Genomic DNA, 16,669 nt, shown 5'->3' on the forward strand with positions numbered 1-16,669 from the left:
TAAAAACTCGGTATTCGTATAGGCCGGGTCTTTGCAAAAACGCAGAAAGAATCTTGCCTTTGATTTATCTTGCTCTTTGCATCATTTCTCTTAAATTATCAGGAGAGAATGAATATGCCTTCTTACAGAACTGGCACTTAATTTCTATATCTTCTCCCTCCGAAGCAAGGTCTTCAAGTTCCTTTTTGCCAAGAAGGATAAGTGCTCTCTCAACTCTGTCTCTGTCACATCCGCAGTGATATGAAACAGGTCTGTTGTCAGTGATTTCATAATCAAAGCCTTTAAGAACAAGCTCAAGAAGATCCTCAGGTGTTTTTCCATCTCTAAGGATATCAGTGACAGACTTCATCTCCTGAATATTACTCTCAAGCTTACTTATTACCTCTTCAGAAGCTCCGGGCATAAGCTGTACAATGAATCCGCCTGCCTCCATTATTGAAAAGTCATTCTTAACAAGTACGCCGAGACCTACAGATGAAGGAATCTGTTCTGACTCAACAAAATAGCAGGTAAGGTCATCAGCAATTTCACCTGAAAGGAGCTGAATTGTTCCAACATAGGGGTCCTTAAGTCCAAGATCTCTTGTAACCGTAAGAGTACCGTTACCCACTGCTCCTCCTACGTTTAGATGCCCGGCTTCATTATTTGGAAGCGCAACTTCATTGTTTCTGACATATCCTTTAACCTGTCCCTTGTTATTGACAGTTGCAAGAAGCCCTCCTATCGGTCCATCTCCCTCTATAGAAATTGTCAGTGCATCCTTATCATTTTTTAACATGTCCCCCATCATAAGCGCACCACTCATAAGTCTGCCTAATGCTGCACTGCATATAGGACTTAAATCGTGGATTTTTCTCGCCTCTTCCACAAGATTTCTGGAAGTGATCGCAAACGCTCTTATCTGTGCATCTGCAGCAGTTGCTCTTACCATGTAGTCTCTGTATTCCATGTATTCTCCTTTAATAACGACAATTTATTATCTGGCTAAGTCCGTTCGGATGCCAGTACGGTTCTTATTTCGTTTATGGCCGGCACCAGACTCCTTATTGATAAACAAATTGTGCGCTAACGGTTTTTATTCAAAAATTTACCGGCCCATCTCAGTTGAAACAGGTCGGTAAATACTTTTACAAACTTCAGTTTCTAAACCTGCCAATCATTTAAGCAAGGCTGGCAGTTATTATAGCCATTGAGTAAACTTCAATAGCGTTGCATCCTCTTGAAAGGTCATTGATCTGAGCATTAAGACCAAGAAGGATAGGTCCATATGCCTCAAAATTGCCCATACGCTGTGCAATCTTATAGCCAAGGTTACCTGCATCAATATTAGGGAAAATGAAGGTATTTGCATGGCCTGCAACAGGTGAATCGGGAGTTTTTACTCTTGCAACCTTAGGTGATACTGCAGCATCGAACTGAAGCTCACCATCGATAGGAAGATTAGGATATTTCTCCTGTGCCTTCTTAGTTGCATTCTGCATCTTGGTTACGGAAGGGCTCTTAGCAGATCCTTTTGTTGAGAATGAAAGGAAAGCAACCTTGGGGTCAACGCCGAATGCCTTAGCACATTCAACTGTCTCTCCACAGATCTCAACGAGCTCATCCTCTGTAGGATCGATATTGATCGCACAGTCACCCATTGCTATTACTTCATTGTCCCCTACTGCAGAAGGACGAACAAGGATAAAGCAGGATGATACAACTGTATTTCCAGGCTTAGTCTTAATGATCTGAAGTGCAGGACGTACAGTATCAGCTGTTGAATATGTTGCACCGCCAAGGAGACAGTCTGCCTTCTTCATCTTAACAAGCATGGTTCCGAAATAATTAGCCTGAGAAAGAATCTCTCTTGCCTGCTCAGGAGTCATGCCCTTACTCTTACGAAGTTCAACAAATTCATCAACCATAGCCTCAAAATCTTCGTAATTTGTAGGATCAATTATAACTGCGCCTCTTATATTATAGCCTTCATTTTCAGCTGTCTTATTAATTCTATCAGGACTTCCAAGAAGGATTGGCTTTAAAAAATTGCCGGCAAGCAATCTGGAAGCTGCTTCTAATATTCTGGGATCTTCACCCTCTGTAAATACAATAGTTTTTGGGTTTGCCTTAAGCTTGGAAATCATTTCTCCAAAACCGTACATTTCTATTCCTCCTATAAATATGAATTGATTAACCTGATTAGGTTATAAAATGTGTAGTAAAATATTTTACAAATTATCAAAATATTGATTATGCGTTAAGATTATATACCCAAAAGATAAATATACTCAAGAATAGATAAAAAAATATCAATGTCAATCATAAATTTAATCAATTATTATAAGGTGATAATTAACAATGTTAAAAGAATGATTTTCAAATAATGGTGAAAACACGGCGGACAATTATGTAAAAAATGGCAAAAATGAAAGAATGTCGCTTGCGACATTCTCGCGCCGAGCGCGGTTGCTGAAGACAACATATTCCTATCGCGCGAGTGCGCATCCATAGCGGAGCGCTTTTTATCATAAAGGAAATCCAACGGAATTTCCTATATGATAAAAACAGCCGCATATTATCTATGCGGCCGCCTTGTTACACATTATATGTCAATTGATCAATCCGGAAGTTCAATCTGCTTACCATCTCTATGCATTGAGAATTGATCCATAGGATAGTTCTTAAGGTTCTCAAGTACTTTTCTTCCATCAGCTTTTGCAAGAAGGCTTGCTCTTGCCTTGGTGATCTCCATCTCAGTCTTATGCTTTGAAGGACCACCTACACAGCCTCCGGGACATACCATACCTTCAATGAAATCATCAGGGAACTTATTCATCTTGAGAAGAGTAAGTGCTTTCTTACACTCAATTCCTCCTGCTGCACGATGAAGCTTTAATTCTCCGATGTCCTGTCCTCTCTCCTGCATGCACTCGATAACTGCATTAGCAACTCCGCCGCTTGTAGCAAAGCGCTTACCCCAGATTGAAGACTCCTGATACTCATCCTCAACAGGCTCGAATTCCACATCCTTGGATCTCATAAGTGCTCTGAGTTCACCGTAGGTTACAACGTAATCTGCATTGTTCGGAACATCAGGATCCTGAGCCTCTGACTTTTTAGCAATACAAGGTCCTACGAAAACTGTAACACAACCGGGATGTGTAACTTTTAAATATCTTGAAATAGCACACATAGGTGATACAGTTGATGACATATTGTTCTCATACTGCTCAGGGAAGTGCTTCTTAAGCATGTTGATAAATGCAGGGCAGCATGACGTAGTCATCTTCTTACCTTCAGCATATGCTTCTGCCCATTCCTTAGACTCATAAGCAGCAGTCATATCTCCACCAAGACCAACTTCAACCATATCTGAAAATCCGACTTTTACAAGTGCCTTCTTAACAGATGCCATGGTTATGTTCTCACCAAACTGACCTTCTGTTGCAGGAGCGCACATAGCAATTACTTCTTTACCTGACTTGATAGCATCGATTATCTGAACAAGATATGTCTTTGAACCGATAGCTCCAAAAGGACAGTTGTGTATGCAGTGTCCGCAGTTTATGCACTTGCTCTCGTCAATTTTGCAATATCCATACTCATCATATGTAATGGCACCAACAGGACATGCTTTATGGCAAGGACGCTCAAGATGAACGATTGCGCCATAAGGACATGCCTTTGCACACATACCGCATTCCTTACACTTTGCAGGATCAATATGCATTTTCATGTCACCGGGATGAATCGCATCAAATTTACATGAATTGAGACAAGCCTTTCCGATACAGAAGCGACAGTTATCAGTTACGGAAAATGCTGAAATAGGACATTCATCACATGCAGGGTCGATAACCTGTACTACATTATCTGACTCCTTGTTATATGTTGTGCTCTGTCCACATGCCAGTCTGATTCTCTGACGTACAATCTCGCGTTCCTTATATACGCAGCATCTGTACTCCGGTTTCGGACCGGGAGCCATCTCATATGTCAGAGTATCCTTATGCTCCTCGTCAAGTTCGCCCTTCCATGCCAGGCGGCAAACCTCTTCCATAATCTTGTGCTTAAAACTTACTAATCCTTTGTCATTTGTTACCATTGAAATCTCCTCTATAAATCATAGTTTTACCTGTTTACAAACTAATACGTCTGCAAAAATCCAGCCCTTCCATATCATGTGAAGTTATAAGAAGCGGATTCCTACCCTGCTTTTCGCGAATATACTCTATCGCTTTTTTTCTGTTCTCACTATCAAGTCCTGTGAAAGGCTCATCCAGTATGAGCATATCTGTAGGGATAGAACATGCCCTGACGATAGCCACTCGTCTCTTCATCCCTCCTGATAGCTGTGATACAGGTTTATCGATTGAATCCTCAGGTAAGAGTCTTAGTAACTCCTGCCTTGCAACCTTCACTGAATTTTTGCTGTTTACCATCACAACATTCTGAACAGCTGAAAAATCCTCACAAAGTCTGTTCTCCTGAAAAACAACTCCCGCATTCAAATAAGGATACTTGTAATCACCCATGAAATGGACTCTGCCACTGTCCGGTTCCTCAAGGCTGAGCAGTATTCTTATCAAAGTCGTCTTCCCACTTCCGGACTCGCCGGTTATAACGTATGAATGGTCTTCCTCTATCTCAAGGTTAAAATCCTTAAGTACGTTAAGACTGCCATAGGATTTACATATATTCTCCAGATCGATTGTCATCTCTGCACCTCCTTAGCGTCATTAGCCACAGAGGAAGCTCCGGGAATAAGTATTTTCCTAATAAGGCTTATCAATAAATAAAAAATTCTCTCCACTATCCATGATGCTAATACTATAGTAAACGTCCAGGCAAAAACCTCAGCTGTATCCAGATTTATCTTTGACCTGTACAGACCATTACCCATTGTCATAAGTGGTTGTCCGATAACCTCAGCAGCAGCTCCGCTTTTGAATCCCATGCCCACCGCAACCGAAAACGCTCCGATATATGAAGGTATAAGAGCAGGAATATAAATAAATCTTATCTTATTTATTACCGGCATTCTGTATACATGAGCCATTTCCAAAAGTTTTTTATCAGCGGCAGTAAATCCGCTTGTGGTTGCAAGGTATATTATAGGAAATACAACAAGAGTTACTATTACAGTTGATAGGTTATCACTTCCTATCCATATTAATATAAGTACCACAAAGCTTGCAACAGGAACTGACTTAAGTACTGTAACTATCGGAGATACAAAATCTCCAATCAGTTCAAATTTAAGTGATATTCCTCCCAGAACTATTCCTATAAGAGCCCCAAGTGCTATCCCGGCAACAATATGTAGTACAGATGTCACAACCGATGACTGAAAATCAGCCGTCCCTGCCATTCCTGCCAGAGCCGCAGCAGCTTCGATCGGACCTGCTAAAAGTATTTTGTTATGAATGAGAATTGCTATAAGCTGCCATACTATAAGCCAGCATATGACAATACCTGCCTTTTTTATTTTCTTCAAACCGTTCCCTCAGAAAAAAAGTTTAATTTATTTGCTCAATGTATAAAAGTCATCCTCAGGAAGCTTTCCGCCTACTGACTTGGGATCCTGATCAAACAGAACCTGAAGATAACCTGAAAGTGCTGTCTTTGCAGCTTCATCACTAATGCAAACGATATTGCACTCAGGTAAAGCCTTCTTTGCTATCTCAGCCTTCTCAATTATGCCATATTCCGCAACTAATTCTGCTGTAGTATCTACATCGGAAACAGCTTTTTCAGCGCTCTTTACATGATCTTCAAGAAAAACATTTACAGCATCTGCATTTTCACTTAAAAACTCATTTCTTACTACTGTTACACCTGTAAGAAGCTTTGAACCGTCAGATACTGCATCCCATTCATCTGTAAGTGAGAATGCAACTGAAATAGCATCATTTTTTGCAGTTGCCACTGTTACAAAAGGCTGTGGAAGGATTGCCACCTTTGTAGCATCCTCATTTAAAATGGCTGCTATCTCAGTAGCCTCTGACTTAAACTCAATGTTGCAGTCTGTCACTTCATTTTTATCAAGAAGATATCTCAATACATATTCAGGAGATGCTCCCTGACCTGTAGTAATTACTGTCTTACCTGAAAGGTCTTTTACACTCTTAACAGTTTCATCACCTGTTACGCAGTAAAGCACTCCGAGTGTATTAATGTCTACAAGACTTACATCGCCCTCTGTCTTGTTATAAAGAACTGAAGCCATATTTGCGGGTACAAGTGCGATATCAATGTTACCTGCAACGATTCCTGCCATAAGCTCATCGGGCTGAGTAGCCATAGTGAATTCATATTTTCCTTCTGACTCTCCGTTTTCAGAATCCTTCATAAGATTAACAAGTCCCATGGTTGTGGGTCCCTTAAGAGAACCTACTCTGACAAGAGCCTCAGAAGTATTATTATCTTCTGCATCATCAGTATTTTCAGCAGTTTCTTCTACAGCTTCAGATGTCTCGTCTGCTTCAGCGTCTTTTGCTGACTCATCAGTCAAATCTTCAGAGCTTTCTGTATCTGCATTTTCTTCAGAAGAAACCTGCTCAGCTTCTTCTGCTTCATTATTCTCATTTTCAGTTTCTGCCTCATTTGCAGCTTCCTCAACTACAGCAGCTTCCTGAACAGACTCCTGTTGTAATGAATCTGCAGATGAATTATTGCCACATCCGGTCAGCACAGATACACTGAGCATCAACGCGCTTACAATAGATAAATATTTTTTCATCATATCTCCTCATTTCAATTACACTATATAAACCATCTTCATTACATAAACCATAATATTATACCATATTCTCCTATATCCCCTCAACGTATTATTTATGTTTGACGCAAATGCGCAAATTTGTTATTTTATAGAAAGTAAAAGGGAGTAGTTACCATGCATATGCATGTAACATTCATCCGTCAGTACGGGAAGATGTTTCCCCGGATATGTTGTAATTAACGAGACTTTTACTGCATCATCTGCAGTAGTTGTCTCTTTTTTTAATGCAGATAAGAAAATAAACATACTGAAAGGAATTAAAAAATGAAAACACTAGCAATTATCTTATTTGTAGCCATGTATATCGGGCTTATCGCATTTCCAAAAAGGCGTGCTTACATAGCACTGTTAGTAGCCGCAATCTACATTGTAACCGGAATCCTTCCATTTAACACAGTTTTACAGGTCGTTGACTGGAATGTTCTCTTAATGATTTTTGGCACACTGCTTCTGGTCGATTATTTTATCGAATCAAAAATGCCAAATCTCATAGCGGATCATCTTCTCGATCTTGCTCCTAATGTAATGTGGGTTACAATTTATATGTCCCTGTTCTCAGGTCTCATATCCGCATTCATTGACAACGTTGCCACACTTCTTATGGTTGCACCTGTAGGTCTGGCTATTTGTAAAAAGCTCAAGATCAATCCTGTTCCGATGATAATTTCAATCGCAGTATCATCTAACCTTCAAGGTGCAGCAACACTTGTTGGTGATACAACTTCCATTATGCTTGGTGCTTATGCCAAAATGGACTTTAACGATTTCTTCTGGATGAACGGCAGACTTGGTATCTTCTTTGCAGTTGAGCTTGGTGCTCTCCTTACCGTTCCGATCATGATGTTCCTTTTCAGAAAGGATAAGGAGCCTGTATCAGCAGAAGAAAAGACTGTCGTAACAGACTATGTTCCTACAATCATGATGATTGCACATGTTGTACTTCTTATGGCAGCATCATTTATTCCGAATAAGCCGGAGATCACCAATGGTATGATCTGCCTCCTCTGCTCACTTGTAGGAATTGTTTGGGAATATCTCAAAGATCATAATACAGAACGTATTAAAAATGTTGTTAAGAATCTTGACTATGACACAGTTCTTCTTTTGACAGGATTATTCATGGTTATCGGCGGCGTAACACATATGGGACTTGTAGATGACCTCGCTGCTCTCATAGTTAAGGCCGGTGGAAACAACCTCTTCGTTCTGTTCACTATAGTTGTTTGGGGATCAGTTCTCATCTCCGCATTTATTGATAACATTCCTTATGTTGCAACTATGCTTCCTGTTCTTCAGGGTGTTACAGCATCACTTGGAATTGCACCATATCTTCTTTACTTCGGACTTCTGTGCGGTGCAACTCTCGGCGGTAACATAACTCCTGTAGGTGCAAGCTGCAATATCGCAGGTGTTGGAATGCTCAGAAAGGAAGGCTATGAAGTAAGCTTCAAGGACTTCACAAGAATCGGTATTCCTTTCACTCTGGCTGCTGTTATAGGCGCGTATGTATTTCTCTGGGCACTCTGGAGATAAAGCTTCAAAAGTATTTTGCAAACCCGCATTTAGCTCGAATAACACCCCACTAAGTGCTCTGCTTAAAGAACAAAGAGTCGCTCGCGACTCTTTGCGCGCTGGTGCGCGCAAGCTTTAGCTTGCAAAATTCATCTGCGCACCAGTCGCATCCATAGCGGAGCGCTTTTTATTTAATAGGAAATCCGAAGGAATTTCCTATTGAATAAAAAAGAACTTCCTTAAGATTTTAAATCCAAAGGAAGTTCTTTTTTAGATTAATTCAAAATGCTTCATAGCATTCCAAATACCGTCATTATCAAGTGATGTCGTGATGTAATCCGCAAATCCGGTAAGGTCATGATATGTTTCACCCATACCGACTCCGACCCCTGCCGCAATCAGCATTTCTTTATCATTTATACTGTCTCCAAAAGCGAAAGTATCAGCTATATCTTCACCTAAAAGATCACATACTTTCTGGATACCGACGCCCTTGTTAAAGCCTTTTGGCACCATTTCAACGACCTTATCAGAATGAATTATAAAGTCATAGATATCTGACAGTTCATCATAGCAGGCATTTCGCTTTTTGGCAGGAACATCTGTTGCACATGAGATCTTCTGTATCTCCCATAATCCCCAGTATTCATCTATGCCTCTAAGACGCTCTCCCATCTCTTCTATTAGCTTATCACCATACATGTCACCCTTAAAATCAGACAATTCCAGATAAGAATAATTAGGACCCTCAAGAATAGGTTTGAATCCATATTTTCTAACTGTATCAACAGAGTAAATTGCATCCTCAGCCGGAAGAAGACGATTGAATACCACCTTTCCGTCATACTCTATCATGGTTCCACAGGAAGAAACTATACCGTCAAACCCGATTCCAAGAAGATTCTTATTAGTGACGAAGGATCTCGCCCTGCCGGTATTAATGAAACATTTATGCCCATTTTTCCTGGCAGTGCGAATCGCTTCTATAGTTTTATCACTTATTTCATTCTTGTAATTCCAAAGAGTACCATCTATGTCAAAGAATAAAACCATTATAATGTTACCTTTTTAAATGACTTCTTGCCCTTCTTGACCATAACACCATCACCTGCAAATGTTTCCTTAGTATATGTGGTCTTAAAGTCTGTTACCTTCTCATCAGCAAAGGTAACGCCGCCCTGCTGAACAGCTCTTCTAGCTTCGCTTCTTGTAGGACAAAGTCCTGAAGAAACAAGTACCTGAAGTATATCAACTACTCCGTCTCTGAAGTCCTCTTCCTTAAGAGATACTGCAGGAACATTAGCAAGATCTCCGCCACCTGCAAAGAGTGCTCTTGCACCGTCCTGAGCCTTCTGAGCTTCCTCTTTTCCGTGCACAAGCTCTGTAAGCTCAAATGCAAGGATTTCCTTCTTCTCATTTATTCTGGAATCATCCCATTTCTCCATCTCCTCGATTTCTTCGATAGGAAGGAATGTAAGCATCTTAAGGCACTTATCAACATCAGCATCATCAACATTTCTCCAGTACTGATAGAAATCGTAAGGTGATGTCTTCTTGGGATCAAGCCATACTGCGTTGCCTGCGGTCTTACCCATCTTCTTACCCTGAGAATCTGTAAGAAGTGTGATTGTCATAGCGTGTGCATCCTTACCAAGCTTTCTTCTGATAAGCTCTGTACCGCCAAGCATATTGCTCCACTGGTCATCTCCGCCAAATTCGAGATTGCAATCGTAATGCTGGAACATGTAATAGAAGTCGTAGGACTGCATGATCATGTAGTTAAACTCAAGGAATGAAAGTCCCTTCTCCATACGCTGTTTGTAGCACTCAGCACGAAGCATGTTATTAACTGAGAAACATGCACCAACTTCTCTTAAAAGCTCAATGTAGTTAAGGTTCATAAGCCAGTCAGCGTTATTGAGCATCATAGCCTTGCCTTCGCCAAAATCAATGAATTTCTCCATCTGCTTCTTGAAGCACTCAGCATTGTGATCGATGTCTTCTCTTGTGAGCATTTTTCTCATATCAGTTCTTCCTGAAGGATCACCGATCATTGTTGTACCACCACCGATAAGAGCAATGGGCTTATTTCCTGCCTGCTGAAGTCTCTTCATCAAAGTAAGAGCCATGAAATGTCCTGCAGTCAGGCTGTCTGCTGTGCAGTCAAAGCCAATATAAAATGTAGCCTTTCCTGCATTTACGAGTTCTCTTATCTGCTCTTCATCTGTTACCTGAGCAATGAGACCTCTTCTTTGTAATTCTTCATAAATCTGCATAAAGCACCTCCGTTTTCTGGCAGAAGGCAATAAAAAACCGCCTCCCGCAATCTAATAATGATTACGAAGGACGGAATAATAATCCGTGTTACCACCTTCATTTACATACAGTTCACACTATATGCCTCAGCAAGTACTAAAGATTAAAAATCTCTTCATACTCTTCCGACTGACGCTCGGTTCTCGTCACGGCTTACTAGATATATGTCATTCTTCCGTGCAGCTCCCGGAGGTATTCATTTTCAGTCCTCTTCCGCGCCTCTCACCAAACGGCAACTCTCTGTGGTCGGTACTAAAAACTACTTATTCCGTTCATAGCCTTTAAGTAACTATTATCTCCATTTTTTCTTAATTGTCAATATAATTATAAAACCCTGCAATCCAATTCGCGGATTGCAGGGTTAATAGAAATTCTTTTATCAAACACAGGGCTCTATAATGCCGCGCCAAGTGCTTTACAACAATTAAAGTCTTGTCCAGATAGAAAGATTCTTCATCTTCTTTTTAAACATTACAGAATTTGTGATAGGTGTATTACCATGCATGAAATTAGTAATCTTTGTGCTGTTTGAGCTAACTTCTTTGCTTGCACCTGCCGTACCTACAAGGATGTTTCCTTCGTTTTGACTAGGATAAATAATATCATAATTGATTGAAACATTTGTCTGGATTGTATAGTTAACTCGCCAACCTGCAGCTGTCTGTCTGAAAACCTTTGAGCTGGAATCTGATGTATAAGAGCTTACCTCAAAAAGCTTTCCGGCAAGGTTGCTGTTATTGAAAGCAATTCCTGTATTAGCATCCATTACAGTTGAGAAAAGTTTGTTGTTTGCATAATGGTACTTGCTAGCCTTGTAAATCTTAACAACGTTATTCTTGATCTTATTCTGAGTTGCCTTAGGTAAAGAACATCTCATTACTACCTGTGCCTTCTTAGCAGGAGTTATAGTTCTGCCAAAGCGGTAATATCCGTCCTCCTTGCTGACTGTAGAGAAGTTAACCTTAACCTTCTGAAAGCCGATACCGGGGAAATATGTCTTGATTGTGTAAGACTGACCAGCCTGAGCACTTGTGTTAATCTTATCTGATGAATAAGCAGCAGCGCTTGCTGTCTGAGGTACTGCAGCAAATGTTAATGCAAATGTAAGTACCGTTCCGATGAGTGTTTTAAAAATCTTTGTTTTTTTCATACTTTTCTTCTATCCTCCATTACTAAAAAAATTCACTTTACCAGAAGCATCCCTCGTCATGACTTCCGATTAATCCCAAACGCAGGATTTTTAATATCGCAAGTGAATTTAATAAAAAAACATGCGTAAAGTATAATAACACAAAATAACGAAAAATGTAATATTTAGTGAAATTATATTTCTACGCATGAATACAATTCTTTTAATATATATCCCTGAGCAAACCTAAAGTTGGTAGAAAATATTCAAAACATTTTACCATCCCTGAAGGTCATTCTCGTCCTTTTTATCTCTGCTCATCAGATCTATACCGGCATCTGTTGCTGACTTGTGATTGAAGAGAACTTCATTTATCTGTTCCACAATCGGCATTTCAACCTCATACTTTTTAGCCAGTTCCAAGGCAGCTGCAGCGCTGTTTATTCCCTCTACAACCATCTTGACTTCACTTATAGCTTCCTCAGCTGTCTTACCCTGCCCGATAAGGATTCCGGCTCTTCTGTTTCTTGAATGCATTGACGCACAGGTAACAATGAGATCGCCTATTCCGGATAATCCGGAAAAGGTTTCAAAGTCTCCTCCCATTGCAACTCCAAGTCTTGAGATCTCTGCTATTCCTCTGGTGATAAGTGCTGCCTTGGCATTATCACCATACCCGAGTCCGTCACAGATTCCTGCAGCAAGGGCAATAACATTTTTAAGCGCAGCGCCAATTTCTATTCCAAGCATATCAGGGCTTGTATAAACTCTGAAAGTATCAGCCATAAATGTGTTCTGCACTATTTTCGCAGTTTCCTTTGAAAATGCGCTGACAACGATTGAAGTAGGAAGGTTCTTGCCCACCTCTTCCGCATGGGAAGGTCCTGAAAGTACAGCCACATCACTTCCCGGAAGCTCATCCAGAATAACATCAGACATAAGCATCAATGATTCTGCTTCAATTCCCTTGGAACAGTTCACGATGATCTGATGTCTTTCATCCTCTGCTACGAGATAAGGCTTTATTTTCCCACAAACCTCTCTCACTGCAACTGAAGGTACTGTAATAACGATCATGTCCTTATCCCTCAGTGCAGTTTCCATGTTATCAGTAATCTTAATATCGCCGTCAAGGATTACTCCCGGTAATTTATCCTTATCCTCTCTGTCATTACGGAGCTTTTCAACAGATTCCCTGCTTCTTCCCCACATTGTGACCTCTGCTCCGTTCTTCCACAGTCTCCATGCAAGTGCTATTCCCCAACTTCCGGTTCCTATGACTGCTATACTATTATTATCCAAAATTAGTCTCCCTCTGAAAAATTAGTCGATTTTGTTTTTCTTGAAAATATAAGTTTTTCTCTCTTCGCCCTTTATAAGTTTACCAATATTGGTTCTGTGCTGATAAAAAGCAAGAACTGTCATGGCAAAGGCAAGAATATACATTTCTATAAGGCATCCCTGAGGTAACATCCCAAGCATTCCCATCTGTCCTTCTACTATCAGCTGAATAAAGAAAACAGCATAAAGGCAAAGTGATCCAAGTGATACAAAATGAGTAATATTAAATGGTATCAAAAATGCTAAAAGTGATCCGATCACAAATGTGAATTTAAATGCCACTATGTAACCAAAGGTGCAGGCGATACCTTTTCCTCCCTTAAATTTGATATAAAAAGGAAAATCATGTCCAAGTACACACCCTGCAGCAGTATAAATCTTCAAGAGATATTTCATATCATTATAATCAGCACCAAGTAATTTCTGACTGACAATTGAAGAAACAACCACTGCCAGAATGCACTTAAGCATATCTCCAAAAAGCACTATAAATCCTGCTTTGGCTCCAAGAACCCTTAGTGTATTGGTTGTTCCGGCATTACCGCTCCCCACACTTCTAATGTCTACGCCCTTCATCTTGCAGTAGATAACTGCCGTCTGGATAAGTCCAAAGGCGTAACCAATCAATAAACATATCGCTCTTACAATCATACTTCTCCCCTAGCTTTTAAGGCTATTATTTTTTATCATTCTTTTCATTATTTCTCTCACGGATGATGAAACGCAAAGGAGTCCCCTTAAAGCCGAAAGATCCGCGAATCTGATTCTCTATATATCTTGTATATGAAAAATGCATCAGCTTTTTATCGTTAACAAAAATAACAAAGGTCGGAGGCTTAACCGAAGCCTGTGTAATATAGTAGAGCTTAAGCATCTTGCCCTTATCTGACGGTGGCTGCTGCATGACAACTGCCTGCATGAGTATCTCATTAAGAACACCCGTTGCAACTCTCATGGCATGATTCTCACTGACAGCATCTATCATATCGTATAACTTAACAAGTCTCTGTCCTGTCTCGGCAGAAATAAATATGATCTCTGCATAAGGCATAAAGGATAATGTATTTCTAACATCCTTTGTAAACTCATTAACTGTCTTATTATCCTTCTCAATAAGATCCCACTTATTAACCGCAATGATTACACCTTTTCCGCGGTCATGGGCAATTCCTGCGATCTTGGCGTCCTGCTCGGTAACACCCTCGTCAGCATTGATAACTATTACTGCAACATCGGCACGCTCTACTGCAGTAACCGTTCGAAGAATCATGTACTCCTCAAGCTTTTCCTTAACCTTGTTTTTTCTGCGAAGTCCGGCAGTATCAATAAATGTGTACTTTTTGCCGTTGTACTTAACTTCAGTATCTATGGCATCTCTTGTGGTTCCTGCCACGTCTGACACGATCAGTCTGTTCTCACCGCAGAGTCTGTTGATTATTGAGCTCTTTCCTACATTCGGCTTACCTATAACGGCTACTCTTATTGAATCGTCCTCTTCTTCCTCTCCGTCAGAAGCTGTGAAATTCTTGGTCACTTCTTCAAGAAGATCACCAATCCCCTGCTTATTGGCAGCACTTATCGGGAAAGGATCACCTATTCCAAGGTTGTAGAACTCATATACATCCATGGAATCTCTTTTATAACTGTCAACCTTATTAACACAAAGAACGACAGGTTTTCTGGATTTCCTCAGCATATCAGCCACCTGAGAATCCGCATCTGTAAGTCCCTGCTTGACATCGCACATGAAAATAATTACATCCGCGGTCTCAATAGCAATCTCAGCCTGATCTCTCATCTGAGCCAGAATCGTGTCATTTGTATCAGGCTCTATACCGCCTGTATCAACCAGTGTAAAATTGTAATTAAGCCACTCAACATCCTGATAAATACGGTCTCTTGTAACTCCGGGAGTATCTTCTACTATAGATATGTTTTTCCCTGCAACCGCATTAAAAAGTGTGCTCTTTCCAACGTTAGGTCTTCCTACTACTGCAACAATATTTTTTCTTTTCATAAATTACTATCCTCTTCAATCTAAGGGGGTGTACCACTTGCGGTAATTTGACATGAGGAGGGACCCATTTATGGGAGTAGTCCTTATGTCATTTATTCCTTAGGTCAGTCCAATGTTCTCATATTTTATTAGTCATTATCAAAAATAAGTCCCCTGATGAAATCCATTCCCCCGCTTTTAATAATTCTTATCTTCACGCCAAGCTCTCTTTCTATATCAGAGATATGCACGTCATCAAGAAGATAATCTTCTCCTGCTCTAAGTATATTCTGAGGGAGCACAAGGGCTTCACCGAGCTTTTGTCCTTTTAACTGCTCTATTATATCCTGTCCGGTTAAAAGACCCGTCACCGTGATCCTCTCACCGAAAAAGTTATTTGTGATCTCATGAACGTGCACTGTAAGTCCGGGTATCACTTCAGTAAGCTTTTGCGCCATTTCACGGATAAACGGATATATAAGTTTACCACTGGCAGTGGAAACCTCACCCTTTATCTCATCAAGTGAAACACCTTCAATCCCATGCTCCTTAATATCAGCCAGCGCCTCATCAAATTCATCAAGAAGAAGCCTCACCATACCAACACCGTTCTCAAGCTGACCATAATCATCATAGATTTCTGCTCCGGGTATGGGAAGCTGTGCTATCATATACCATTCGTCTGATGCATGAACAAAATGATCCCCATATTCCTCAAAGGATTTATTCTGCCAGTACTCAATTTCCTTTAAAACCTCTCTGGCATCGTCCTTCTCAAATGGTTCTAAGGGATACAATCCATCCCTGTATTTTGATAAACCTACAGGTACAACAGATACGCTCTTAAGATTAGGTCTGTAATTATACAGGTCCGTAAGAGATCTGTGAAGCTCTTTTCCGTCATTTACACCTTTGCACAGAACAATCTGTCCGTTTAGTTCGATTCCGGAGCCTTCAGCACATAGCTTATCAACCTTTTTCAAAGCCTCTCCCGCAAAGCGGTTATTGAGCATTTTGCAGCGAAGCTCAGGATTGGTCGTCTGAAAAGAAACATTTATAGGAGAAAGATGGTATTTCAAAATTCTGTCAATGTCGTCATCACTCATATTGGTCAGTGTGACATAATTACCCTGTAAAAATGACAGTCTTGCATCATCATCCTTAAAATAAAGTGTTTCTCTCATACCGGGAGGCATCTGATCTATGAAACAGAATATGCATTTATTACAACAGGACCTGTAATCATCCATCAGTCCGTTGTCAAATTCTATTCCCAGATCCTCATCATAGTACTTCTCAATTTCAAGCTCCCACTCTTCTCCATCCGGTTTTCTGACAAGCAGAGTAAGCTCCTCATCCTGCACCATGTACTGGTAATCAAAAATATCCTCTATGGGCTTATCGTTTATTGCAATCAAACGATCCCCGGCTGCAATCTCTAATTCTTCCGCTATGCTTCCGGGTTCAACCTTTTTAATTAAATGTCCATTATTATCCATAGTAAAGATTGTACCACACTTTGCAACTATTAGATACCTGTTACTGTTCACCTTAATGCGTTCACAATAACCATAATACTTTGTTTCATCTTGATTTTCATATAAAGATA

The 16,669-nt window shown here is 40.3% G+C and carries 14 protein-coding genes and 1 other annotated feature; of the genes, 1 reads left to right on the forward strand and 13 read right to left on the reverse strand.

Annotated elements, in window-relative coordinates:
• Nucleotides 1-64 precede the first annotated feature (64 nt).
• From hslO to G622_RS0106210, 6 genes are all read right to left on the reverse strand, one after another.
• The gene (gene hslO, locus G622_RS0106185) at nt 65-949 is read right to left on the reverse strand and encodes an Hsp33 family molecular chaperone HslO (protein ID WP_026509977.1); all 885 of its coding nucleotides are present in this window, start codon (nt 947-949) and stop codon (nt 65-67) included.
• Nucleotides 950-1,160: 211 nt separating this feature from the next.
• The gene (pta, locus tag G622_RS0106190; RefSeq protein ID WP_026509978.1) at nt 1,161-2,144 is read right to left on the reverse strand and encodes a phosphate acetyltransferase; all 984 of its coding nucleotides are present in this window, start codon (nt 2,142-2,144) and stop codon (nt 1,161-1,163) included.
• Nucleotides 2,145-2,599: 455 nt separating this feature from the next.
• Nucleotides 2,600-4,087: a 4Fe-4S dicluster domain-containing protein gene (locus G622_RS0106195; RefSeq protein WP_026509979.1), complete on the reverse strand. Its 1,488-nt coding sequence runs from the start codon at nt 4,085-4,087 to the stop codon at nt 2,600-2,602.
• Between the two features lie 34 nt (nt 4,088-4,121).
• Nucleotides 4,122-4,700: an ATP-binding cassette domain-containing protein gene (locus G622_RS21900; RefSeq protein ID WP_044957234.1), complete on the reverse strand. Its 579-nt coding sequence runs from the start codon at nt 4,698-4,700 to the stop codon at nt 4,122-4,124.
• Nucleotides 4,697-5,479, reverse strand: a complete 783-nt coding sequence (locus G622_RS21905; protein ID WP_044957236.1) for an ABC transporter permease — start codon at nt 5,477-5,479, stop codon at nt 4,697-4,699. The genes G622_RS21900 and G622_RS21905 overlap by 4 nt, the downstream gene beginning before the upstream one ends.
• Before the next feature lie 27 nt (nt 5,480-5,506).
• Nucleotides 5,507-6,727, reverse strand: coding sequence for an ABC transporter substrate-binding protein (locus tag G622_RS0106210; protein ID WP_155831427.1), 1,221 nt, complete (start codon nt 6,725-6,727; stop codon nt 5,507-5,509).
• Between the two features lie 303 nt (nt 6,728-7,030).
• Here G622_RS0106210 and G622_RS0106215 point away from each other — a divergent pair, with 303 nt between their 5' ends.
• Nucleotides 7,031-8,299, forward strand: a complete 1,269-nt coding sequence (locus G622_RS0106215) for an SLC13 family permease (RefSeq protein WP_026509981.1) — start codon at nt 7,031-7,033, stop codon at nt 8,297-8,299.
• Nucleotides 8,300-8,548: 249 nt separating this feature from the next.
• Here G622_RS0106215 and G622_RS0106220 read toward each other — a convergent pair whose 3' ends face one another.
• The 7 genes from G622_RS0106220 to G622_RS0106250 form a co-directional block, all read right to left on the reverse strand.
• Complete coding sequence (locus G622_RS0106220) at nt 8,549-9,331, reverse strand: HAD hydrolase family protein (RefSeq protein ID WP_044912591.1); 783 nt, start codon at nt 9,329-9,331, stop codon at nt 8,549-8,551.
• Nucleotides 9,331-10,554 (reverse strand): tyrosine--tRNA ligase, encoded by a 1,224-nt coding sequence (gene tyrS, locus G622_RS0106225; RefSeq protein WP_026509983.1) that lies wholly within the window; start codon nt 10,552-10,554, stop codon nt 9,331-9,333. Before tyrS ends, G622_RS0106220 begins: the two co-directional genes overlap by 1 nt.
• A gap of 63 nt (nt 10,555-10,617) precedes the next feature.
• Nucleotides 10,618-10,879: a binding site (T-box leader), on the reverse strand.
• A 139-nt stretch (nt 10,880-11,018) separates the two neighbouring features.
• Complete coding sequence (locus G622_RS0106230) at nt 11,019-11,744, reverse strand: hypothetical protein (RefSeq protein ID WP_026509984.1); 726 nt, start codon at nt 11,742-11,744, stop codon at nt 11,019-11,021.
• A gap of 255 nt (nt 11,745-11,999) precedes the next feature.
• The gene (locus G622_RS0106235) at nt 12,000-13,025 is read right to left on the reverse strand and encodes an NAD(P)H-dependent glycerol-3-phosphate dehydrogenase (protein WP_196814184.1); all 1,026 of its coding nucleotides are present in this window, start codon (nt 13,023-13,025) and stop codon (nt 12,000-12,002) included.
• Nucleotides 13,026-13,046: 21 nt separating this feature from the next.
• On the reverse strand, nt 13,047-13,715 hold the full coding sequence (gene plsY, locus G622_RS0106240) for a glycerol-3-phosphate 1-O-acyltransferase PlsY (protein ID WP_044957238.1): 669 nt from the start codon (nt 13,713-13,715) through the stop codon (nt 13,047-13,049).
• A 25-nt stretch (nt 13,716-13,740) separates the two neighbouring features.
• Nucleotides 13,741-15,081 carry a ribosome biogenesis GTPase Der gene (gene der, locus G622_RS0106245; protein WP_026509987.1) on the reverse strand — a complete coding sequence of 447 codons (1,341 nt, stop codon included), beginning with the start codon at nt 15,079-15,081 and terminating at the stop codon, nt 13,741-13,743.
• Nucleotides 15,082-15,209: 128 nt separating this feature from the next.
• Nucleotides 15,210-16,559: a DUF512 domain-containing protein gene (locus G622_RS0106250; RefSeq protein WP_026509988.1), complete on the reverse strand. Its 1,350-nt coding sequence runs from the start codon at nt 16,557-16,559 to the stop codon at nt 15,210-15,212.
• Nucleotides 16,560-16,669 lie beyond the last annotated feature (110 nt).

This window comes from Butyrivibrio sp. LC3010, assembly GCF_000424385.1.
Classification (GTDB): Bacteria; Bacillota; Clostridia; order Lachnospirales; family Lachnospiraceae; genus Butyrivibrio.